This window comes from Cellulosimicrobium sp. GQ32, assembly GCF_059758455.1.
In genome coordinates this window covers 139,955-161,944 of the sequence record NZ_JCAXEP010000010.1, presented here as the reverse complement: position 1 = coordinate 161,944, position 21,990 = coordinate 139,955, and the positions used below count along the sequence as shown (strand labels likewise).

The window sequence follows — 21,990 nt, the reverse complement described above, 5'->3', positions numbered from 1 at the left end:
CGGGTCCCGGTCCGGATGCCCGAGGCCGCCGTCTCGCGAGGTCAGCCGTTGGGCGCGTCGAGGAACGCGTGCATCAGGGGGCCCGCGGTGACGGCGCCACCGTCGCCGGTCTCGACGAACACGGCGACCGCGAGGTCGCCCTGGGTCGCGATCATCCAGGCGTGGGACTGGCTGCCGTCGCCGTACTGGGCGGTGCCCGTCTTGGCGCCGGGCTCGCCCGGCAGGTCTTGGAGGATCGACGCCGAGCCCTCGGTGACGACGGCGCGCATGAGCCCGCGCAGCGTCGTCGCCTCCTCCTCGGTGAGGGTGCTTGCCGGCTCCTCGTCGGCGACGGTCTGCACGTCCGGGTGGACCAGCACCGGCGACACCGTGTGCCCGGCGGCGACGCTCGCCGCGACCGTCGCCATCGCGAGCGGCGAGGCCTGGACCTTGCCCTGCCCGATCATCGACGCGGCGTGCTCGGTGCCCTGCGAGTCGGTGGGGACGTCGCCGAAGAACGCGGGCGCGCCCAGCTCGGACTCCACGCCCAGCCCGAGCGACGCCGCGGCGTCGTGCAGCGCCTGCTGCGTCACCGTGTCCCGCTGCCCGATCATCGCGGTGTTGCAGGAGTTGGCGAACGCGGTGCGCAGCGGGACGTCGCCGAGCGCGCCCGTCGGGTAGCCCGGGACGTTCTGGAACTCCCGGCCGTCCACGGAGATCGTGGGCGGGCACGCGACGGTCGTGTCGGGCGTGAGCCCCGCGCGCAGCATCGCGAGCGTCGTCGCGACCTTGAACGTGGAGCCCGGGGCGTACTGGCCGGTCGTCGCGGTCGAGAGCCCCTCGCCCGCCGTCGAGCTCGCCGCGGCCAGCACCGCACCCGTCGAGGGCTGGATCGCGACGATCGCGCTCGGCCCCTGCCCGGCCAGCACCGCCTCGGCCGCGACCTGCATGTCCGGCCGGAGGGTCGTGCTCAGCGGGATGCCGTCCACCGGGTCCACCGAGAAGACCTCGGTCACCTCGCCGTCGGCGTCGCCCTCACCCGGCACGACCTCGATGGACAGGCCCGGGACACCGCGGAGCTGCTCGTCGTACTGGCGCTGGAGGCCCGAGAGACCGACCTGGTCGCCCGCGGAGATCGCCCCCTCGGACTCCTCGACGATCTCCGCCGTCGCGTCCCCCACGCGCCCGAGGATCGGGCGCGCGAACTCACGCGTCGGCGCGAGCGGGAGCTCGTCGTCGACCACGCGGACGCCGTCGACAGCGCGCGCTGCGTCCACGTCCACGCCTGCCGTGTCCTCGGTGCGGACCGTTATCGCCTCGACGAACGCCTTCTCCCCCGCGCCCGCGACACGCTGCGCGTACTCCTCCGGGTCGAGCCCGACGACCGCGGCGAGCTCGCGCGCGGCGCGGTCCCAGGCGCCAGAGGCGACGAGGGTCTTGTCGACGCCGATCCGGTAGACCGGCCGGTCCTGGACGATCGGGACGTCGTCGGCGCCCAGGATGCCCGCACGCACGGCGGGCACGCGGTTCACCGCGATCCGGTCGCCCTGGCCGAGCTCGGGGACGAGCACGTCCGGCTCCCACACGATGTCCCACGCCCCGGGCCCGTCCTCCCCGTCGGCGGCCTCGGCGAACGACAGCTCGGCCGTCGTCGTGTACTCCCAGGCCTGCTCGCCCGCGACCTCCCAGCGGTAGGCGAGCGTCGCCGTCGCGCGGTCGCCCGCGTCGTCGCCCTCCTCGACGACGTCCACCTGCGAGACCTCGACGGTGCGCTCGTACGGCCCGAGCGGCTCGAGCACCGCCTCGAGGTGTGCCTGGACGTCCTTCGCCGCGCCGTTGCGGAACTCCAGCCCGCTCACGTCGCCCGCCTCGATCGCCTGCGCGAGCGCCGCCGCGGCGTCCGCCGCCTCCGGGCGGTCCGGCGTGCACGCGGCGAGCGGCAGGGCCAGCACGGGGGCGAGCACTGCGGCGCTCGCCCAGCGCACGGCCCGGTGCCGGCGGCGCGGCCGGCCCTGCGTGGTCGTCCGGCCGTGGTCGTGCGCGACGCTGCTCACTTGCTGCTCCCCTGCTCCGTGCCGTTCGGGACGGGAGGGACGCTACCTCACCCCTCGGACGTCCCGGACGCTCGGGACGAACCGGCCCGGTTCGTCCCCGGCTTCTTCACGTCCGTGCGACGCCCCGGCCTGGCCGACAGGTCCAGAATGACCGCCATGAGAGCGCGAAGTGCCGTGGTGACCCTCCTGACGACCGCCGTGGCGGCCTGCCTCGCCGGCTGCGGCACGAGCGGCGACGAGGCGTGCGAGCGTGCGGTCGCCGCGTACGGCTCGGCACTCGAGGAGCTCGCACGCGACCTCACCACCGAGGGCGGTTCCCCGGGGGAGATCTGGTGCGACACCGACGGCCCCGGGATCGCGGTCGTCGACGTCGAGGCCGACCGCCCGAACGGCTTTCGAGCCGAGACCCGTCGGCTGCGCGACGCGCTCGTCTCGCGGGGGTGGGAGCCTACGGGGCGGGTCGGCGACGGTGCCGAGACCTTCGAGAGATCCCCCGACGGCTACACGACGACGCTCGAGACCTTCCTCGACGGGAGCATCTCCGTCTCCTTCTCGTCACCGCAGTGGTCGCCCGGCTCCTGACCGCCGGTGAGCCGCTGGTCGGTGGACCTTCGCCTCCCGCGTGGTCAGTCCGGGGCGACCGGGCTGATCGCGTACCAGAGGCGGATGCTCTCGTCGCCTCCCGGCCCGGGCTCGTGGCTGATCTGCACGGAGGTCACGACGTCGCCGTTCGAGCCGTTGATCCCGGTCCGCTCGCGCGTCCCGCCCGCGCGCGACGCGTCGAGCGACGCGGGCAGCTCGTCGAGCCACCGGTCGACCTGCGACCGGGGGAAGCCGAGGACGTCCGCGTCGGCGACGAGCTGGTCGTGGACCGCCTGCCCGCCGGACAGGGTGCGGAACACGTTGATCGTGCTCACGTAGCCGCGGCGCGGCTGGATGGTCAGCTCCTCGGCAGTCGTCGACCACGTCCCGTCGGGGAGGGTCAGCTCGACCTGCGCCGCCCCGTCGGGCACCTGCACGACGGCCTGCGACTCGCCCAGCCCCACAGACTCCGCGGTGATCGGCCTGCTCACGTCCCAGCGCATGGGCTCACCCCTCTCGATGTCGTCGATCGTCGTCGTCCCGGCCTCGCCGCCCGACGACGTCCCGCCGGTCGCCGTGCTCGTCCCGCCCGGGCCCGTGGTCGCGTCGTCCGGGCCGTTGAACGTCACGGTGCACCCCGTCAGGACGATCGACCCGGCGAGCACGACGACCGCGGCCCGAGCCGCCGCCCGTCGCCGCCCGCCCCCGCCGAGCCGGCTCACTGGTCCACGTCCACGTCCCACTCGGTCAGTCTGTCAAGGATGCGACCGATGCGTGCGGGGTTCGTGAGCCGGTAGTCGTCGATCCGGTCGGACACGTCGGTGCCGATGATCTGCGCCGCCCGGTCCGGGTCCTGCGTGATGAGCTGCTGGTAGGCGGGCAGCGTGTCGTTCGAGATGTACTCCCAGCGGGTCCCCTGGTCGGCGATGTTGCCGCCCGGGAGCGGCGTCTCGACCGTCACGGTCCCCTGGACGGGGTTGTCGAACGAGATGCCCGTGAACGGGATGCCGAGGTTCTCCGGGCCGGGCGTCTCGACGCTCACCGTGAAGGGGTCGTACTGCGCGTACGTGCCCGCGCCCGGGATGGACGGCTCCCCGACGAGCGTCATGAGGTAGGTGAACGCCTCGCCCGTGACGGGGTGGCCTCGCATGGTCTGCCAGTCGTCGGCGATGATCTGGTTCTGCTCGCGCCACAGCAGCGCGGTGTTGCCGTCCGCGAGCGCCTGCGCGTCGCCGCCCCGCCCGGCCTCGATGTCCGCCCACGCCTGGTAGGCGGCGTCGTCGATGACGCCGGCCTCGAGCAGCCGCTCCATCTCCTCCATGCCGCCGTTCAGGTACGCCTCGTGCATGACGGCCTGGTCGACGAAGATCTCGCGCTGCATCGAGAGGAACTGGTTCTCGTAGAACCCGAGCTCGGCGTCGGACATGGTCGCGATCGCCTCGAGCGCCGCACGGTCCACGCCGGGCGGGAGGGCCTGGGCGCCGCTCGCGACGCCCTGCGCGAGCTGCCGCATCATGTCGAGGTCGAAGAACCCGGCGGCGAACGACGGCCCGATCATCGCCGCCATGCCGGCCCACTGCATCCACGGGTGGTCGAGGTAGAGCTCGCCGTAGTACGTGTAGACGCCCTCGATGATCTCGCGGTTGGCCGACGCCCCGGCGGACGGGTCCCAGTCGGCGAAGTCGAAGCCCGCCTCGCCCGCGGCGACGCGGGTCCAGTGCGCGACGGCGAGGTCGGAGAACCCCGGGGAGTCGGGGTCGACGCCGAGCCGCACGAGCTGCGCGTAGAGCGCGGCGATCTGGGCGTCCGTCGCGTTCTCGAGCCACTCCGCGCGCTCGCTCGCGTCCATCGCGGCGTACTCGCCCGGGGTGGGTGTGGGGACGGTGGGCTGCTGGCTGCCGGGGCCCGACGTCGGACCGCCACCCGGTCCACCCGGGGCACCACCGCCGTCGCTGCTCGCGGACTCCTGCTGGTCGGCGTCGGCGGCGAGCTGGTCCGCCGCGGCGTCGAGGAGCGTCGCGGTGGTGGCCAGCGAGGGGCCGAGGCTCGACGCCCAGTCGTTGCGGAACTCCGCGGCGTCGGGGCCCTCCCACCGGGTCGCGGCGTCGACGACGGACGTCACCTGCGCGCGGTGGAGCCGTAGGGCGTCCGCACCCCCGCGCAGGGTCGACGCGAGCGCGCGCAGCGCCCGGACGTCGGCGCCCCACATGCCGCTCATGCCGTCTCCTCCCCGCACCCGCGCGTGTCCTCTCACGCGCACGTGTCGACAGCCGCGTCTGGACGGTCGCACGCCGACGCTACGCGGCACGGACGTCCGCCGCGATGGGGAGCACTGCCCATCCCGTGCGACCCGGCGACCCGCTGGGTCGGCGCCGTGCGGGGCGTGGCCGGGGCGGCCTTGCCTCAGCTCAGGCGGCGCTCGAGACGGACGGTGACGGTGTCGCCGACGTCCTTGCCGAGGCGCTTGCGCACGGCCGCGTTGAGCGACAGCATCAGGCCGCCGGAGCCGGTCGGCATCAGCCCGACGTTCCGCAGGGGCACGTCGTCGACGGTCGCGTCGACCCGCACGGACCGGAGCGAGCCGAAGATCTCCCGCGCGTCGGGCACCTCGACGCAGGGCCAGGTGTCGCCCTTGACGTCGACGCCGACGGGCGCGGTGAAGGTGCGGTCGAGGGCGACGGGATCGAACGGCATGCGGTCCTCCGGAGGGTGGTGGGTCGTCGGTCGGTGTGCCGACCGGTCGGGCGGCGCGGAGTCATCGGGTGCTTGCGTCCCGGCGGCCGGCACGTCGCGATCAGACCGCCGCGCGCACCGACTCCCCCATGCGCTCGACCGCCTCCGTGAGGACGTCGACGCCGGTCGCGAGGTTGAGGCGCACGTGCCCCGCGCCGCCGGGGCCGAACCGGCGCCCGTCCTCCAGCGCGACCCGCGCCCGGTCGAGGAACCAGCCGCGCGGGTCCTGCGCAGGCGCCGGGACGCCGTCGGAGGAGGGAACGTCGTCGATCCCTCGACAGTCGAGCCACGCGAGGTAGGTCGCCTCTCCGGGGCGGTAGCCGACCTGCGGCAGGTGCTCCGCGAGGAGGTCGGCGAGGAGCCACGCGTTGCGCTCGACGCCCGCGAGGACGGCGTCGAGCCACGCCTCGCCGTGGTCGAGCGCCGCGACGTGCGCCAGCACCGACACGTGCTGCACGCCGTGGCTCGCCTCCTCGGGGATCCGCCGCAGGTCGTCGGCGGCACCCGGTCCGGCGACCGCGGCGGCGGCCTTGAGGCCCGGGAGGTTCCAGGCCTTGGACGCCGAGACGATCGCCACGGCGTGCTCCGACCCCGGGACGGCGAGGAGCGGCGTGTGGGTCGTCGCGGGGCGTCCGTCGAGCCCGGGGCGGGTGAGCGGCGCGTGGATCTCGTCCGCGACGACGCGTACCCCGTACCGGCCGGCGAGGGCGAGCCCGGCCTCGAGCTCGGCGTGCGTGTGCGTCGTCCCGGTGGGGTTCTGCGGGTTGCACACGAGCCAGACGGCGCGGCGCCCGCTCCCGGGGCCGCTCCCGTTCGCGGCGACGCCCGTCGCGTCGGCGAACGCACGCTCGAGCGCGTCGAGGTCGAGCCGCCCCTCGGCGCCGAGCGGGGCGTCGACGACCCGCCGTCCCTCGTTCGCGGTGAAGCCGTAGAACGGCGGGTAGACCGGCGGGTTCACGACGACAGCGTCCCCCGGGGCCGTGAGCACGCGCAGCACCTCGACGATCGCGAGCATCACGTCGGGAAGGGTCCGTGACGTCGAGGCGTCGAACGACCAGCCCCACCGACGCTCCGCGAACCGCGCGTACGCGTCGCCGTAGGCGGTGCCGACGTCGTACCCGGTGTCGCCCGCGCGCAGGGCCGCGGTCACGGCGTCGACCACCGCCTCGCACGGCGCGACGTCCATCTCCGCGACGAACAGCGGCAGCACGTCAGGCTCGAACGCCCGCCACTTCACCGACGTCCGACGGCGCAGTTCGTCGAGCGTGAGGACGTCCAGGGGTGTGCGCATCGTGCTCCTGCCTCGGTGCCGAACCCGGGACGGCTCCTCGGGAGGTCGCCCGGGTGGGGAGCGACCCCGGGTTCGGCGGGTCGACCCGGCCCACCCTAGGTCGTCTCCGGGGTCGCGGCAGCAGGGGCCGACTCCTCCGCGGCGGCGTTCGCCGGGCTCGTCGCGAGGACGACGCAGCCGCCGACCGCGGCGAGCGTCGCGACGACGGCGGGAACCGCCCAGCCCGACCGCACGACGTCGCCGAGCACCGCGAGCCCGACGATCCCGGGGACGAGCACCTCGAGGACGGACACGGTCGCGGCGACCGTGCCCACGGCGCCGCGCTCGAGCGCGCGCAGGTAGGCGAGCGCGCCCGCGACGCCGCCGAGGACGATCGCGACGGCGAGCGGCTGGAGCACCGTGTCGAGCAGGTCGCCGGACGCGTGGGCGCCGCGCGCCGCGACCGCGGCGACCGAGTAGCCGAGGCCGCCGAGCACGGCGAGGAGGACGGGGTGCCCGCGCCGGTAGGCGGCGGCCGTACCCACGGCGACGGCGGCCCCGGCGACGTTGACCCACGTCGCGAACCCCGCCGGCGGGTGCGTCGCGGGCTGCTCCCCCGCGGCGAGCGCGAGCACGACGAGCCCGACCACCACGACGCCCATCGCCACGAGGTCCGTGCGGCGCAGCGTCGCGCCGAGCACGAGCCGCGCGAGCAGGACGACGACGACGAGCGAGGCCGCGACGACGGCCTGCACGACGAACAGCGGGAGGTGGTCGAGGGCGAGCAGCGAGAGGAGCCAGGCGACGCCGTCGACCACGAGCCCGCCGATGACGAGCGGCTGCGCGACGGCCGCGAGGCCGTGGGCGCGCCGCGTCGCGACGGCCTGCATGATCGTGCTCACCGCGTACAGGACGCTCGCGGCGACGGCGGCGAGCAGGGACAGGATCACGGAGCCGCCCCGTCGGCGGTCCCGCGCGTCGCGGCACCGGGAGCGGGCTCCGACGGCGCGGCACCCACCCCGCGCAGGAACCGGCCGATCACGGGGATCTCCGTGACCCCCTCCGCCCCGGCCATGACGAGCGCCTGCGCCGCGGCCTGCTCCGCCGAGTCGAGCACGACGTAGCGGTGCGTCCAGCCCGGGTCGAACTTGTCGTTGAACGTCGCGAGCGTCTCCACCTGCGTGCCCTCGGAGAACTTCTTGACGACCGGCCGCACGAGCTGGTCGAGCCGCGAGTCGCGCTCGCCGTCCATGAGCTCGCGCAGGACGGCGAAGTTGAGCCCCAGCCCGCGCTGGCCCCGCGCGACGAGCTCCGCGATGGTCGCGACGATCGTCGCGTCCACGAGGCCGTTCGGCAGGTCGGGGACGTCGAGGCGGCGGCGCATGACGTCGAGCGACCAGCCGTCGATGTCGCTCGCGGGCACCCACTGGCAGAACGCGTCCACGCGTCCCTCGGCCGACCGGGTGACGGAGAGCATGAGGCCGGCGTCGTGCGGGTCGAACAGGCGCGAGAGCGTCATGGAGAACCCGCGCTCGTCCTCGCCGCGCCGGGACTCGTCGCTCATCGCGGCGATCTCGTCGCGCAGCACGGGGTCGAGGGACGTCGGGTCGTGGAAGGTCGTCGTGTAGCCGGCGCGCGCCACGCGGTTCACGGCCTGGCGCAGCGACTTGTGGGCCTTGCCCTCGAGGGTGAACGACGGGCAGTCGACGGTCGCCTCGTCGCCGAGGTAGACGGGCAGCAGGCCCGACGCCTCGTACACGGGCAGCCACGGCTCCCCCGCCGCGACGACCGCGACCTTCCACCCGTTGCGCCCCACGTGGTCGAGGAACTCCGCCCAGACGAGCTCGCGCTCGGCCGGCGGGCAGACCGGGTCGGGAGAGACGAGGCACACGCCGTTGCGGACCGAGTGCGCGACGACGCCGTGTCCGACGAAGAACCAGTCCTTGTCGTCGCGCAGGGCGAAGTAGTCGAGCGTGCCGCCCCCGTGCGCGGCGACGACCGCGCGCGCCTTCTCCCGCTCGGCGAGGTGCTCCGCCGGCGTCGCGGGCCTGGGCGACCGCGGCGAGAGCAGCCACCAGAGCACGAGCACCACGAGCACGAGGTTGAGCACCGTCGCGACCGCGGCGAGCGCGCGGGCCGCCGTCTCGAGCTCGGCGTCGCCCGCGTCGCGCGCCGCGAGCACCACGGCGACCGCGACCACGACGAGGACGAGCGCGACCCCGATCGCGACGAGGAGCAGCACCGCCCGACGCACCGCGCGCCGCGTGGGCAGGACGGGGAACGCGCGCCACTGCGTGAGCAGCCACCCGACGGCGAGCAGCACGACGACCGCAGGCAGCGCGTGGCGATGGTGCAGCAGGTGCGCGACGGCCGTCAGGCCGAGCACCGCGCACGTCACGATCCACGACAGCCGGTGGCCGTTGCGCAGGCCGCGCGCCGTGAGGAGCAGGACGACGGCCGCGAGCAGGATGCTCGACGCGCGGCTGCTCGCCTCGACGCCCGGGAGGAAGTCCTGGAAGACCGTCAGGTGGACCCAGAGCCGGCGCGCCACGAGGCCCGCGAGCGAGAGGACCGCGAGCACCACGACGACGGTCGCGGCGACCCGGCGCACCCGGACGCGGTGCCGCTGGGCCGCGAGCGGGGAGTGCCGCCCCGTCGCGACGAGCGCGGCGTCCGGCGCGTCCCGGGACGCGCCGGACGACGCGCTCGGGAACTGGCTCGGCGGCGCGCTCGGGCGGGGGGTCTCGTCGGGCACGCTCCGATCATCCGTCAGGCCCGGCCCGACCGCGCGGGCGGCCGACCTCGGGACGCGACGACGACGCGCGCCCGAGGCTTGGCGTCGCGTCCGTCAGCAGGCGGGGAGCATCAGGCGTCGTCGCGCGCGGGCGACGACGACCGTCCGCCGCGCGCGTGGGCGGGTCGCTCGTCGTCGTGCACCCAGCGCCAGACGCGCGTCACGACGAACCACACGACCGCGGCCGCGACGACCGCGATGACGACCTTCTGGAGCACGCCGGCGTACTCCTCCACGACGTGCCACTGCTCGCCGAGCGCGTACCCGGCGTAGACGAAGATCGTGTTCCACACCGCGCTGCCCGCGGCGGTGAGCGCGGTGAACTTCCACAGCGGCATGCGCTCGACCCCGGCCGGGATCGAGATGAGGCTGCGGAAGATCGGGATGAAGCGGCCGAAGAAGACGGTCGCGCCGCCGTGCTTGAGGAAGAACTGCTCGGTGCGGTCGACGTCCGCGACCTTGACGAGCGGCAGCCGCTCCGCGATCCAGCGCGTGCGCTCGCGCCCGACGAGCGCCCCGACGAGGTACAGGGCCAGTGCCCCGACGATCGACCCGGCCGTCGTCCACAGGATGGCCTCGACGAGGCCGAAGCTGCCCTGGCTCGCGGTGAAGCCCGCGAGGGGCAGGATGACCTCGCTCGGCAGGGGCGGGAACAGGTTCTCGAGCGCGATCGCGATGGCGGCGCCGACCGGGCCGAGCGTCTCCATGAGATTCACGGCCCACCCGGCGACGCCGTCGAGGGCCGGCTCTGCCGTCGGGGCGGCGGGCAGGGCGAGGAGCAGTCCGGCGGGCATGGTCCACGACCTTACGTGAGCCCCCACGGGCGCGGGGGCGCGGGGGATCGAGAGACTGTGGAGGACTCGTGGACGGCGCGCAGCAGGCGCGCGCTCGGGCCCGCGCCACCGGTGCGCAGCCGGACGCCGTCGTTCGTGACCTCGATGCTCCAGGGCCGCGGCTGCCGCGCGGGAAAGGCGACCTCGACGTGCGTGCACGGGAGGTCGAGCGTGACCGTGCCCTCGCCCTCGCCGCGGTACCAGGCGGCGACCACCGTCTCGGTCGCCGACGACCGCCCGACCACGACCCACTCGTCGTCCCACGCGGGCAGTCCCAGGGGCCACACCGGGACGCTCGCGCGTGCCGCGTCGTCCCACGCGCGCGACGCGCGCACGGCCTCCGCGACGAGCGCGAGGCATCGATCGCTCGTCCGGTCGAGGTGCCCCGACAGGTACAGCCGTCCCGACAGCCCGGTGACGAGGGTGAAGACCGCCTCCTCGTCGCTCATCCCGGGCTGCGGGTACGCCCAGTTCGCGGCCTGCTCCGGGAGGACGGACATGAGGGCTCCTGCGGCGATCGGCGGGTACAGGAGGGCGTTCTGCTGGTCCGACGTGGACTGGAGCTCGGTGCGTCCGAGCAGCGACTGGTCCGCACGCATCGCGCCCGAGGCGCAGTTCTCCAGCACGAGCCGAGGGTGCCGCGCGAGCAGCGCGTCGAGCCACGCGTGATGGGCGCGTGCGTGCTGGAGCAGTCCGTCGCCCGGGCTGTCGGCGGCGAGGTCCGTCCCCGCCCCCGGCGTGACGTTGTGGTCGAGCTTGAGGTACTCGACGCCGAGGTCCGTGACGAGGCGGTCGACCACCTCGTCGAGGTGGGCGCGCGACGCAGGGTGCCGCAGGTCGAGCAGGTGTCGGCCGTGCTCGACGACCCGCACACCGCGTCGCTGCAGGAACGCCTCGGGCGGAAGGGACCGGGCGAGCGGGCTGCGCACGCCGACGACCTCCGGCTCGAGCCACAGGCCCGGCCGCAGCCCCGCGGCGCGGACGTGGTCCAGGACGCGGCGTAGCCCACCGCCGGGGAATCGGGCGTGGGACGGCGTCCACGCCCCGACGGCGTCCCACCAGTCGTCCCCGTCCGCGTACCACCCGGCGTCGATGCAGAAGTAGTCGGCCTCCGCGCGCGCAGCCGCGTCGACGAGCGGCAGCAGCCGCTCGGTCGTCGGATCGCCCATGAGCGTGTTCATGTAGTCGTTGAACACGACGGCTCCCGGTGCCCGGGCCGGGCCCCGGGACGCCCGCCGGTGGCGCGTCATCTCCGCGACCGCGCCCTGCCAGCCCTCGTCCGAGAAGGCCAGGGACACGGGGATCGCGGTGAGCTCCTCCCCCGGTGCCAACGACCGGAGCCAGGCGTGGTCGGCGTCGGTCGGGCCGAGCAGGCCCAGGACGAGCATGGGGCTTCCGTCGGGCGCGACGCGCTCGTCGAGCTCGACGCGCCACGGCCCGTCGTGCTCCACCTGCCAGGCGACGGCGCACCCCGTCGTGCGTGCGACGAGCACGCCCGCCGGGACGTGCTCGCCCGACGACCACGCGCCCCTGCTCACCAAGGCGCGGGCGCCACGGCCGTCCTGCGGCCCGTGCGCGCCGAGGTCCAGCCACGGGAGCGCCGTCTGGGACCGCAGCGGCGTCGTGGTCCACCGGTTCTCACCGAGCCACTCGCTCGCTCCCTCGATCGCGTCGACGTCCTCCACGGCCGCGTCGCCCACCGGGGAGCCCAGCATCATCGACGACACCGCCTGGACGTGGACGACGCCCTCACCCCGGTTGCGCACCCGGGTGCTCACCCGCACGGACGCACCGCCGCGGCGCACCCTCAGGACCGACTCCACCTCGAGGTTGGAGACGGGGTCCCGCTGGACCACGCGCACGCACCGCCACGGACCGTCCTGGTCGTCGTCGTGGCGCACGTACCTCAGCCGGGACCCGACGGCGGTCGCCGTGGTGCGGAGGTTGTTGCGCACCCGCCCGTGACCGACGGCGAGCAGTTCGACGAGCGGCTGCAACGCGGTACCCCCGGACGAACTGGGGCGGCCCGCCCGCGCGCGCACCGGTGTGCCCGCCGACCAGGCGAGACCGAGCGCAGGCCGGCCCGCCCCCAGCCAGAGCTCCCCGGTCCCGCTCGGGCGGTCGGCGACACCAGGAGCACGGAGCTCCCCGCCCGGCCGGCTCATCCGCGGACGGGGTCGGGTCGAGCGTGCCGGGCGCGGTCGGTACGGGCTACCAGCAGGTGCCCGACGGCGGACCCGGCCCGCTCGCGCTCGGCGGCGGGCGCCGAGTCGTCCGTGACGAGGACGTCGACCTCGTCCAGCACCGCGAACGGGTGCCGTCCCCCAGGGCGCCAGGCCGCACGGCCTGCGAGGACCACGACCCGGGCCGCGCTGCGCACCATCGCCCGGCTGACGTCGGCCTCCTCGCGGCCCCGGTCCGCCAACCCGGTGGCGGAGGAGATCCGGAAGACGTCGACGAACGCGAGCGTGCTGGGGAGCGAGCCGAACGCCCGCCGTGCCAGCGGGCCGACGAGCGCGTCGGACGCGGTGCGCGTGCCGCCGGAGAGGATCGCCGTCAGCCGGCCGTCTCTCGCCGTGTCCACCACGCGCGCGACCGCCGTGGAGCTCGTCAGGACGGTGAGGGGCCGCAGCCGCGGGTCTGCCACGATGCGTTCCGCGAGGAGCCTGGTGGCCGGTCCGGGCCCGAGCGCGACGACTCCGCCGGGCTCGATCAGCCGCACCGCGGCCTCGGCGCGCGCGTCGTTGCTCGTGCGGGGGACGCTCGGGCGCGCACCCAGCGCCGAGAACGGGCCGCGGGCGGACGTCGCGCCCCCGTGCACCCTGTGCAGCACGCCACGGTCCGCGAGGACCGCGAGATCCCGGCGGACGGTCATGTCGGACACCCCGAGGTCACGGACCAGGTCGGCGACCGTGACGACGCCACGGACGCGCACGGCCGTGGCGATGCGTTCCCTGCGCACCGTCCCGAGCAGCCGCTCGCTGCTCTGCTCCCCCTGCACGGGGGCGGGTCGCCGGTCGGTCGTCATGGCGGCCTCCTCGACGGTGCTGTCGTGCCTGGTATCGGGGTGCTGGACGCGCAGCCGACTGGAGCCCGCCGCTCGGGCCTCGCCTCGTTCATGCGCGAGGCCCGAGCGACGTGGCTGACGCCGGGGAGCCGGCCGGTCAGTCGCAGTCGAGCGCGTCGTACGCGACGTCGTACCGACCGTCACGCCCGTCCGTCGCGCCCGTCACCGTGACGCTGCCCGCCTCGAGCCGGGCCGCGCGCGTGGCGAACGACTGGTAGCCGGAGCGCTCGGGGCCGACCGCGGCGAACTCGCGGGTGCCGAACGCCGTGGCGACCGAGATGTCGACGGCGGACTGCTCCTGGTTCGTCGCGCGTACCGCGAGGTAGGCCTTGCCGGCCAGGCAGCGCGGCTGGACCTGGACGTCCAGCGCGACGCCAGCGGAGGCACCGGAGTTGGTCACGTCCAGCACGAGCGGCGCCAGGGCGAGCGTGTCCAGGTTCGGGGCCCAGCCCGTCGCGTTGCCCAGCGTCAGGGCGCCGTCGTCCGTGGTCAGGTCCAGGGCGACCGTGTGGGTCCAGAAGCCCTTCCACGAGTAGTTGTGCCGGAAGGCGCCGCGCGTGGTGCCGGCCCCGGCCTCGCTCACGTCGAGGAAGCGCGTGATGACGTCGGTGTTGTACGCGTGCCCGGTGTTCTTCTCCGCGTTCGCGTACCGCACCACGAGGTCGTACTGACCCGCGCCCACACCCTCGGCGCGCGGCCACACGGCGACGCTCTGCGCGCTGCCGCCCAGCCAGGAGACCTGCCGTCCCGACACGTCGGTCGGCTGCGACACCGACTCCAGGCGTGCACCACCCGCGAGCTGGAGCACGTCCTCGGCCTCGACCGTCGTGACCGTCGCGTCCGACTCGGCGGCCCGCGTGGTGGTCAGCGACCCGAGCGCGATGCCCTCGGGCGAGGTGACCGTAAGCTCCGTGATGCCCTTCGCGAGGTGCACCCGGGCCGTCGAGGTGCGCTCGCCCGCGGCGTCCGCCGCGAGACCGGCCACCTCACGACCGTTGAGCCGCAGGCCCACCGTGGTCGCCGTGTCCGCCGAGTAGTCCAGCGCCACGTCGTAGTACCCCGTCTCGCGAGCGGCCACGTAGAACGTCGCCGAGCCGTCACCCGCGACCTCCACGCGCCCGGCCGTGCCGGCGTCGTAGGAGACCGTCGCACCGGACAGGCGGGCGAGGTTCGCCGGGTAGGTCGAGGTGTCCGGACCGTCGACGCGCTCAAGGTCGAACCGGTCGAGGGTCACGTTCGCGCCCGGGAGGACCGTGGACCCGTCGGCGCTCGCCCGCACCGACAGCTCGCGCGCGCCCGCCTGGAGCTCCACCAGGACCTCGGCCTTGCCGCGGTAGGAGTCCGAGAACCCGGCCTCGTAGCGGATCGTGCCCGCCTGGGCTCCGTCGACGAACAGCGCGTGCGAGCCGGGCCCCACGTTCGGCCCGTTCACTCCTGCGATGACACCCAGGCGGTACGTGCCCGTCGTCGGGACGTCGACCGTCCACGACGCCGACGCCCCCGCCGACGTGAAGCCGCGCACGTCCTTGGCACCCGAGGCCGCGAACGTCCACGCGTCCCCGGCCGGACGGTCCACCACGGTCAGACCGGACAGCCGGGTCGACTCCGCCTCGACGCGCTGCCTCCACGTGGCGTCGACGACCGGCGCCTCGTCGAGGACCGGCGTCACCACGACCTGGTACGCCGAGTGACGGTCGCGGTTCGGGACCACGACCTGCACCGCACCGTCGACCACCGCGACGCGCTCGGCCACCACGACCGGCGGCGCCAGCGCCTCGCCCTCCTGCCCGGTGAACTCCGCACGCCGCACCTGGACGTCGACCTCGTCGCCGAGCACCTCGGCGTCGATCCCCGACACGTCGAGGCGGACGTCCTTGGAGCCACCGCCGAACAGGACCGTCGCCTGGCGCTTCTCCTCGTCCAGGGCCGCGATGCCCTGCAGCGTGTCGACCTTGTTCAGCGCCGGCGGCGTGAGCTCCACGGTCTCGCCCGTGAGGTCGCCGTACCACTTCAGCAGCCACCAGGCACCGTTCGCGCCGTTGTTCTTGGCCATGTTGTCGTTGAGGTTGCCCGCGAACGTCCAGTACGCCGTCTGCGCGTCGACCTTCTCGTCCTCGAACATCGAGATCCACTGCACCAGCTGGCCCGGGACGCCCATGTCACGACGCATCGCGTACTCGGTGATGTTCACCGGGAGCGGGCCGACCCCGACCTCCCGCTCGATCTGACGGAACTCCGCGAGGTGCGAGCGGAACGTGGCGAGGTTCTCGACACCGAGCTCGTGCCAGGTCCACATGTCCGGCAGGACGTCGTTCGCCTTGGCGTAGGTGAGGATCTGCCGGGTGCTGGTCCCGTGCCACCAGGCGTCACCCGGCCCGGCGATCTTCGCCTCCGGGTAGATCTCCTTGATGGTCTCGTACGCGGCCTTCCAGTCAGCGAGGAAGGTGTCCCGCATGACGTTCCAGTCGCCGTACCAGTTGATGCCGTCGGGCTCGTTGAACGGCGTGAAGACGTACCGCTCGGGGTAGTCCGACTCCTCGACGATGCTCGTCACGACGGTGCGGACGATGTCGAGGTAGGTGTCGAAGTCCTCGGGGCGCTTGCCGCCGTTGTAGGCCCAGTCGGGGTAGTAGTCCTGGATGTTCACCATCAGGTAGTCGCCCCCGTTCTCGAACAGCGAGCGCTCGACGTCGAGCGGATCCCCGTTGGGGTGCTGGGCCCCGTGGGGCGCCTTCTGGGTGACGTTCGTCGGGTGCGCACCCGCGATGATCGCGTCGGTGGGCACGCCGTCGTCGCCCAGGCCGTAGAGCATGCCTGACGCTCCGCCCTGCACCGCGCCCGTCGACGCCGACAGGTCGACCGCGAGGACCTCGACGTCCTCGGCGGCCGCTGCACCGGGCAGCACGGTCACCGCTCCGGTAGCGGCGACCAGGGACGCAGTCAGTCCTGCCGTGAGCCGGCGGAGCACCGTGCGCCCGCCGTCCGTTCTCTTGCCTTGCATCTGTCCACACTCCTTCGTGCTGTCGAAACCGGGGGACGGCCGGTGCGACCGCCCCGAGCGGACGGTGGGCGCGGCACGGGGCGCCGCGCCCACCGTCCGTGCTGGTGCTCAGTCCGCCAGGACCGCGTTGATCTGCTCGTTCGCCTCCGTCAGGGACGACGCGTCCTTGTTGCCGAGAGCGATGTCCTCGAACGCGACCGACGCGATGGCGTTCACCTCGCCGGCGCGGACCGTGATCGGCGGGAGGAACGTGCGACCCTCCTCGCGGTAGCTGAAGAACGCCGAGACGTCCCAGCCCTTCGCCTCGAACGCGGCCAGCGCCTTGTCCGCGGACTCCGGGATCGCGGGGAAGACGACGGCGTGCTCGGCGACGATGTCCTGGCACGCGCTGGAGCCGAGGAACTGGACCCACTCCCAGGCCGCGTCCAGCTTCTTCGACGACGCGCTGATCGAGTCGGCGACCCCGTTGAACACGGACGCGCGGTCACCCGTCGGACCGACCGGCCCGGGCGCGATACCGACCTCGACGCCCTCGAGCGCCTTGAAGGTCCCGGTCGCCCAGGAGCCGTTGGTGCCCATGGCGACCTTCCCGGAACCCACCTGGGTCAGCGTCTCCTCGGAGAACACCCCTGCCGCGGGCGCGTAGCCCTTGTCCGCGAGGCCGTAGAACCAGTCGACCGCCTTCTGGAACTCCGGGTCGTCGAAGTTGTAGCGCGTACCCCACGGGTTCTCGTCGAGGTAGTCCCAGTCCAGCGAGCCCGTGAAGTTGGCCCACTGCATCTGGCCCGTCTCCTCGAAGTTCGGGTTGATGCCCAGGCCGTAGACCGCGACGTTCGACTTGTCGAACCCGGCCTCGTCACCACGCACACCGTTCGCGTCCACCGTGAGGTGCGCGACGATCTGCTCGAACGTGCCGCCGTCGTCCGGGTTCCAGTCGGCCGCCCACAGGTCGTCCGCCGTGTAGCCGGCGTCGGCGACGAGCGCCTCGTTGTAGAAGAAGGCCGTCGTGTCCCAGTCCTTCGGGAGGCCGTACAGCGAGCCGTCGGCGTACCGCCACGGGTCGATGAGACCCTCGGCGTAGATCGTGGTGTCCACCGAGTCCTTCTCGACCAGCTCGTCGAGGGCGACGATCTGGCCCTGCGAGGCGAACTCGCCGTACTTCGAGAGGTGGTCCACGAAGACGTCCGGGCCCGAGCCGCCGACGAACGAGGCCGTGAGCTTCGTCCAGTAGTCGTCCCAGGCGAACTGCTCGATCTTGACCGAGACGTCCGGGTTCTCCTCCGAGAACGCCGCGGCGCACGCCTGGTAGGCGGGCACCTGGTTCGAGTCCCAGAGCCAGTAGGAGATCTCGTCGCCGGAGCCGCCCGAGCCCGAGCCGCCTCCCGAGGAGCAGGCGCCGAGGGCGAGGACCAGGGATCCTGCCACCGCGACGTGGACAGACTTGCGCATCGTTGTTCCCTTTCGCAGACATCCGCGTCGATGGTGCGGAATGGTTGTCGGGTCCGACGGCCGCCGTACCCGTGAGCCCCCTGGTGACGAGCGGCTACTTGATTCCCGTGAAGCCGATCGAGTTGACGATCCTCTTCGCGAACGCGAGGAAGAGCAGGAGCATCGGCAGCGCAGCGAGCAGCGTCGCCGCCATCAGGCCGGCCCAGTCCGGAGACGCCTGGGGGGACTGCGCCCGGAAGATCCCCAGCGCGAGGGTGAGCACTCGTGAGTCGTCGGACTGGCTCACGAGCAGCGGCCACAGATAGTCGTTCCACGCCGTGATGTACGTGAGGACCGCGAGGGTCACCACGGCGGGCGACGCCATGGGCAGGACGATCGTGAAGAACGTCCTGAACCGGCCGGCGCCGTCGAGCTTCGCGGCCTCCTCGATCTCGAAGCTGATCCCGGCGAAGAACTGCCGGAGGAAGAACACCGCGAACGGGGTCATGAGCATCGTCGGGAGCGCGATCCCCGGCAGCGTGTCGAGCAGGCCGAGGTCGCGCACCAGGAGGAAGTTCGGCAGGAGCGTGAAGATGGTCGGGACCATCAGCCCGGCGAGGAAGACCGCGTAGACGACGTCTCGCCCGGGCCACCGCAGCCGCGCGAACGCGTACGCGGCCATCGCGGAGAAGAAGACCTGGCACACGGTGACGAGCGTCGCGACGACGACGGAGTTCAGCAGGTACCGCGGGAAGTCCATCGAGGCGCCGGACCCGCCGTCGGCGAGCGACTCCTGCGCCGTGGCGAGCCCGAGCGCGCGGCGGAAGCCCTCCCAGCTGAACCCGACGGGCAGCGGGTCGGCGGCGCCTCCGGGGAGTGCCGCGTTGGTGGACAGCGCCGTCCGCAACATCCAGTAGAACGGGAAGATCGTCACGATCATGAGGAGCACGAGCACGACCCAGCCGAGGACACGGCCCGGGGTGGTCCGGGGCCGGCGACGACGCGTCGTCGCCTCGGTGGGGGCCTGTCCGGGCGGTGCCGCGACGGGTGCAGGAGCGGTGGTGGTCATCGGAACCTCACGCCATGTCGTTCTGGTTGGCCCGGGTGAGCCGGAACTGGACGACCGCGATCACGGCGAGCACCACGAGCAGAGCGACCGACATGGCCGACGCGTACCCGAAGTCGTACCCGCGGCTGAAGGCGACCTGGTAGATGTAGTACTGGATGACGTTCGAGGCGTTCGCCGGCCCGCCCTGGGTCGCGACCGACACCGTGTCGAAGACCTGGAACGAGCCGATCATCGTGACGATGAGCACGAGGCCCAGGTAGGGACGCAGGAGCGGCATCGTGATCGAGCGGAACATGCGCAGCTCGGACGCGCCGTCCACGCGGCCCGCCTCGTAGAGGTTCTCCGGGATCGTCTGCAGCCCGGCGAAGAGCAGCAGCGCCGTGTACCCGAGGTGCCGCCAGACGTTCACCAGGGCGATCGTGGGGATCACGAGGGACTGGTTGCCGAAGAACATGATGCGGTCGCCGCCGAGCGTCTCGACCAGCTCGTTCACGAACCCGAGCTGGTAGTCGAGCAGCATCAGGAAGAGCATCGCCGCGACGACGTTGGACACGAGGTACGGGGTGAGGATGATGCCGCGGATCGCCATGGACTGCGTGAGCCGGTGCATGAGCACCGCCACCACCACGGCGAGCACGGTCTGGATCCCGATGTTGAGCAGGACGTACCAGATGGTCACCTTGAAGGCGTTCCAGAAGACCGGGTCCGCGATCATCCGCTGGTAGTTCTCCAGCCCGACGAAGCCGCCCGTGTTGAACGCCGTCGAGTCGGTGAAGCTCAGCCAGATCCCCCGGAGCGTCGGCCACAGGAAGAACACGAGGAACCCGATGCCTGCGGGCAGCACGAACAGCAGCGCCGCCGGGAGGTTCCGCACCTCCTGCGACCGCCGCCGCGCCGCCCGGGCCGGGGCTGCCGGCCGCGTGCTCGTCTCCGTGCTCATCTCTCCACCTCCACGTGGATCAGCACCGCCTGGTCCGGGTCGAGCGCCGGGACGCTGATCCCGACGGAGCCGAGCGCCGCGCCGCTCAGCCGTAGTCCGTCCGCCCACCAGGTGGGGGCGGTGCGCGGGTCGTCGACCCGGACGACGGCCGGGCCGGACGGGCGGACGAGGTACGTCGCGTCAGGGTCCAGGCCGGGCAGCCGTACCCGGCCCACGGGCCAGGTGACGTGGCGCTCGCGGAGCGTGAGCCCGTACAGCGCCTCCGTGCGGTCCGGGCTCACCGCGCCGTGGAGCCACAGGTCACCGCCCTCGAGCGACCGGCGCACCACGCGTCCCGTGTGCACGAGGTGCCGCACCTGCTTGTAGTAGTCGACCCAGCCGGCGAGCTCCGCGCGCTCCGCCTCGCCGGCCTCCGAGAGGTCCCACTCGATGCCGAAGTGCCCGAAGACCGCGGTCGCGGCGCGGAACGAGAGGTCGAGACGGCGGCCCGTCGTGTGCGCCCGGTCCGCCCCGACGTGGCTGCCGACCAGCTCGGGCGGCAGGAGCTGCGCCGTCCACCGCTGGATCTGCTGGCGCTCGTGGGCGTCGATGCAGTCCGACGCCCACACCCGATCGGTCCGCTCGAGGATCTCGAGGTCGACCCGGGCGCCGCCGGACGAGCAGGACTCGATCTCCAGCCCCGGGCACTGCGCCCGGATCTCGTCGATGAGGCGGTACGCCGCGAGCGTCTGCTCGTGGACCCCGGCGCGGCCGGTGCGCGTCGACCCTGCGTCGACGAGGTCGCGGTTGTGGTCCCACTTGACGAAGTCGACCCCGTGCTCGCGGACGACGGCGACGACGCTGGACAGCACGTGTTCGTACGCCCCCGGGTGCGACAGGTCGAGCACCTGCTGGTGACGCGCCTCGACGGGGAGCCGGCCCTCGACCTGGAGGATCCACTCGGGGTGCCGCCGGGCGAGGTCGGAGTCGGCGTTCACCATCTCGGGCTCGAACCAGAGCCCGAACTCCATCCCGAGCCCCTTGACGTGCCGGACGAGCTCGGTGAAGCGCCCGTCGCCCCAGACCTCCTCGGAGACGGTCCAGTCGCCGAGGCCGGTGGCGTCGTCACGACGCCCGCCGAACCACCCGTCATCGAGCACGAACCGCTCTACCCCCACCTCCGCGGCAAGGTCGGCAAGCTGCTTGAGCCGGTCGAGGTCGTGGTGGAAGTAGACGGCCTCCCACACGTTCATGACGACCGGCCGTGCGGAGCGGGGGTGCTGGGGGCGCGCGCGCAGGTGGTCGTGGAACCGCGCGGCGAGCGCGTCCAGCCCGTCCGCGTGGCTCGCGTAGATCCACGGTCCCGTGTACGACTCCTCCGGGGCGAGCTCGACCTCGCCGGGCAGCAGCAGCTCGCCGCCCAGGAGGAGCCTGCGCCCGTCGAAGGTCCGCTCGGCGGACACGACGTGGTTGCCGCTGAAGGCCACGTGGACCCCCCACGCCTCTCCCGACTCGAAGCCGAAGCCGGGCTCGCCCGCGACGAGCACCGTCGCCGCGTCCGCGCCGGTCCGGCCGTGCCGGCCCTCGCGGACGTGGGAGCCGACGACGAACGGGGAGCGCTGCGGGACCCGCTCCTTCGCCCAGCGCCCGGCGAGGTCGAGGAGCTCGTCCGCCTTCGTGGGGACCGGCAGGGCGAGGCGCAGGCCGTCGAGGGTGTACGGCCGGTCCGCGACGTTGGTCACCCGCCCGCGCAGCCGGAGCAGACCCGCGGGAAGGAGCTCCAGCTCCAGCCCGAGGCGCAGGCCCGCGGTCGCGTCGTGCGCCTGGACGACGACCGAGCCGCCCTGCTCGCGCTCGTCCACGTCGATCCGCGTCGGACGGAACCGAGGCGACCAGCTCGCACCGGCCCGGTGACCGGAGAGACCCGGCGTCCCGGTCCAGCCCGTCCAGGACTCCGGCAGCAGAGCGACGCGCACGCCGCGGTCGACGCCGTTCGTCGCGAGCACCGGGCGCGTCGCCCGCTCCAGGTCCTCGAGGTCCTCCGGGCTGTCCCCGATGTCGGCGCCCCAGTGCAGCACCTCGGGGAGACCGTCCTCGGGGAGGAGGAGGACGACGGCCGCACCCGCCGCCGCCAGACGCACCACTCGAGGCCAGGCATGGGTCCCGTCCGCGTCCCGGACGTCCTCGGCCACCGTTGTGCTCACCACGTACGCGCACTCCCTCGTCGCCCCGCACCAGCGCGGGTTCCTGCAAACGTTGGT

16 protein-coding genes are annotated in these 21,990 nt (G+C 73.6%); 1 reads left to right on the top strand and 15 read right to left on the bottom strand.

Annotated features, from left to right (window positions below; genetic code table 11):
• Positions 1-41: 41 nt before the first annotated feature.
• Positions 42-2,033, bottom strand: coding sequence for a penicillin-binding transpeptidase domain-containing protein (locus AC6CH9_RS16315; protein ID WP_498155835.1), 1,992 nt, complete (start codon positions 2,031-2,033; stop codon positions 42-44).
• A 156-nt stretch (positions 2,034-2,189) separates the two neighbouring features.
• On the opposite strand from AC6CH9_RS16315, the gene AC6CH9_RS16310 reads away from it, so the two are divergent.
• Complete coding sequence (locus AC6CH9_RS16310) at positions 2,190-2,615, top strand: hypothetical protein (protein WP_498155834.1); 426 nt, start codon at positions 2,190-2,192, stop codon at positions 2,613-2,615.
• 44 nt (positions 2,616-2,659) lie between these two features.
• On the opposite strand, the gene AC6CH9_RS16305 is transcribed toward AC6CH9_RS16310, so the two are convergent.
• From AC6CH9_RS16305 to AC6CH9_RS16240, 14 genes are all read right to left on the bottom strand, one after another.
• Positions 2,660-3,337: a hypothetical protein gene (locus AC6CH9_RS16305; protein WP_498155833.1), complete on the bottom strand. Its 678-nt coding sequence runs from the start codon at positions 3,335-3,337 to the stop codon at positions 2,660-2,662.
• Complete coding sequence (locus AC6CH9_RS16300) at positions 3,334-4,833, bottom strand: WXG100 family type VII secretion target (RefSeq protein WP_498155832.1); 1,500 nt, start codon at positions 4,831-4,833, stop codon at positions 3,334-3,336. The genes AC6CH9_RS16305 and AC6CH9_RS16300 overlap by 4 nt, the downstream gene beginning before the upstream one ends.
• Before the next feature lie 185 nt (positions 4,834-5,018).
• Positions 5,019-5,309 carry a DUF1905 domain-containing protein gene (locus tag AC6CH9_RS16295; RefSeq protein ID WP_498155831.1) on the bottom strand — a complete coding sequence of 97 codons (291 nt, stop codon included), beginning with the start codon at positions 5,307-5,309 and terminating at the stop codon, positions 5,019-5,021.
• A 100-nt stretch (positions 5,310-5,409) separates the two neighbouring features.
• Complete coding sequence (locus AC6CH9_RS16290) at positions 5,410-6,639, bottom strand: MalY/PatB family protein (RefSeq protein ID WP_498155830.1); 1,230 nt, start codon at positions 6,637-6,639, stop codon at positions 5,410-5,412.
• A 95-nt stretch (positions 6,640-6,734) separates the two neighbouring features.
• Positions 6,735-7,568 carry a hypothetical protein gene (locus tag AC6CH9_RS16285; RefSeq protein WP_498155829.1) on the bottom strand — a complete coding sequence of 278 codons (834 nt, stop codon included), beginning with the start codon at positions 7,566-7,568 and terminating at the stop codon, positions 6,735-6,737.
• Positions 7,565-9,373, bottom strand: a complete 1,809-nt coding sequence (locus tag AC6CH9_RS16280; RefSeq protein WP_498155828.1) for a bifunctional lysylphosphatidylglycerol flippase/synthetase MprF — start codon at positions 9,371-9,373, stop codon at positions 7,565-7,567. Before AC6CH9_RS16280 ends, AC6CH9_RS16285 begins: the two co-directional genes overlap by 4 nt.
• A 110-nt stretch (positions 9,374-9,483) precedes the next feature.
• On the bottom strand, positions 9,484-10,206 hold the full coding sequence (locus tag AC6CH9_RS16275) for a DedA family protein (protein WP_498155827.1): 723 nt from the start codon (positions 10,204-10,206) through the stop codon (positions 9,484-9,486).
• A gap of 11 nt (positions 10,207-10,217) precedes the next feature.
• The gene (locus AC6CH9_RS16270; protein WP_498155826.1) at positions 10,218-12,242 is read right to left on the bottom strand and encodes a glycoside hydrolase family 36 protein; all 2,025 of its coding nucleotides are present in this window, start codon (positions 12,240-12,242) and stop codon (positions 10,218-10,220) included.
• Positions 12,243-12,406: 164 nt separating this feature from the next.
• A complete protein-coding gene (locus AC6CH9_RS16265) occupies positions 12,407-13,273 on the bottom strand; it encodes a DeoR/GlpR family DNA-binding transcription regulator (RefSeq protein WP_498155825.1) in 867 nt (288 codons plus the stop codon).
• A 136-nt stretch (positions 13,274-13,409) separates the two neighbouring features.
• Positions 13,410-16,313: a hypothetical protein gene (locus AC6CH9_RS16260; RefSeq protein WP_498155824.1), complete on the bottom strand. Its 2,904-nt coding sequence runs from the start codon at positions 16,311-16,313 to the stop codon at positions 13,410-13,412.
• A gap of 108 nt (positions 16,314-16,421) precedes the next feature.
• Positions 16,422-17,762 (bottom strand): ABC transporter substrate-binding protein, encoded by a 1,341-nt coding sequence (locus AC6CH9_RS16255; protein ID WP_498155823.1) that lies wholly within the window; start codon positions 17,760-17,762, stop codon positions 16,422-16,424.
• A gap of 94 nt (positions 17,763-17,856) precedes the next feature.
• Complete coding sequence (locus AC6CH9_RS16250; protein WP_498155822.1) at positions 17,857-18,810, bottom strand: carbohydrate ABC transporter permease; 954 nt, start codon at positions 18,808-18,810, stop codon at positions 17,857-17,859.
• 7 nt (positions 18,811-18,817) lie between these two features.
• Positions 18,818-19,750 carry a carbohydrate ABC transporter permease gene (locus AC6CH9_RS16245; protein WP_498155821.1) on the bottom strand — a complete coding sequence of 311 codons (933 nt, stop codon included), beginning with the start codon at positions 19,748-19,750 and terminating at the stop codon, positions 18,818-18,820.
• Positions 19,747-21,936, bottom strand: coding sequence for an alpha-galactosidase (locus tag AC6CH9_RS16240; protein WP_498155820.1), 2,190 nt, complete (start codon positions 21,934-21,936; stop codon positions 19,747-19,749). The genes AC6CH9_RS16245 and AC6CH9_RS16240 overlap by 4 nt, the downstream gene beginning before the upstream one ends.
• Positions 21,937-21,990 lie beyond the last annotated feature (54 nt).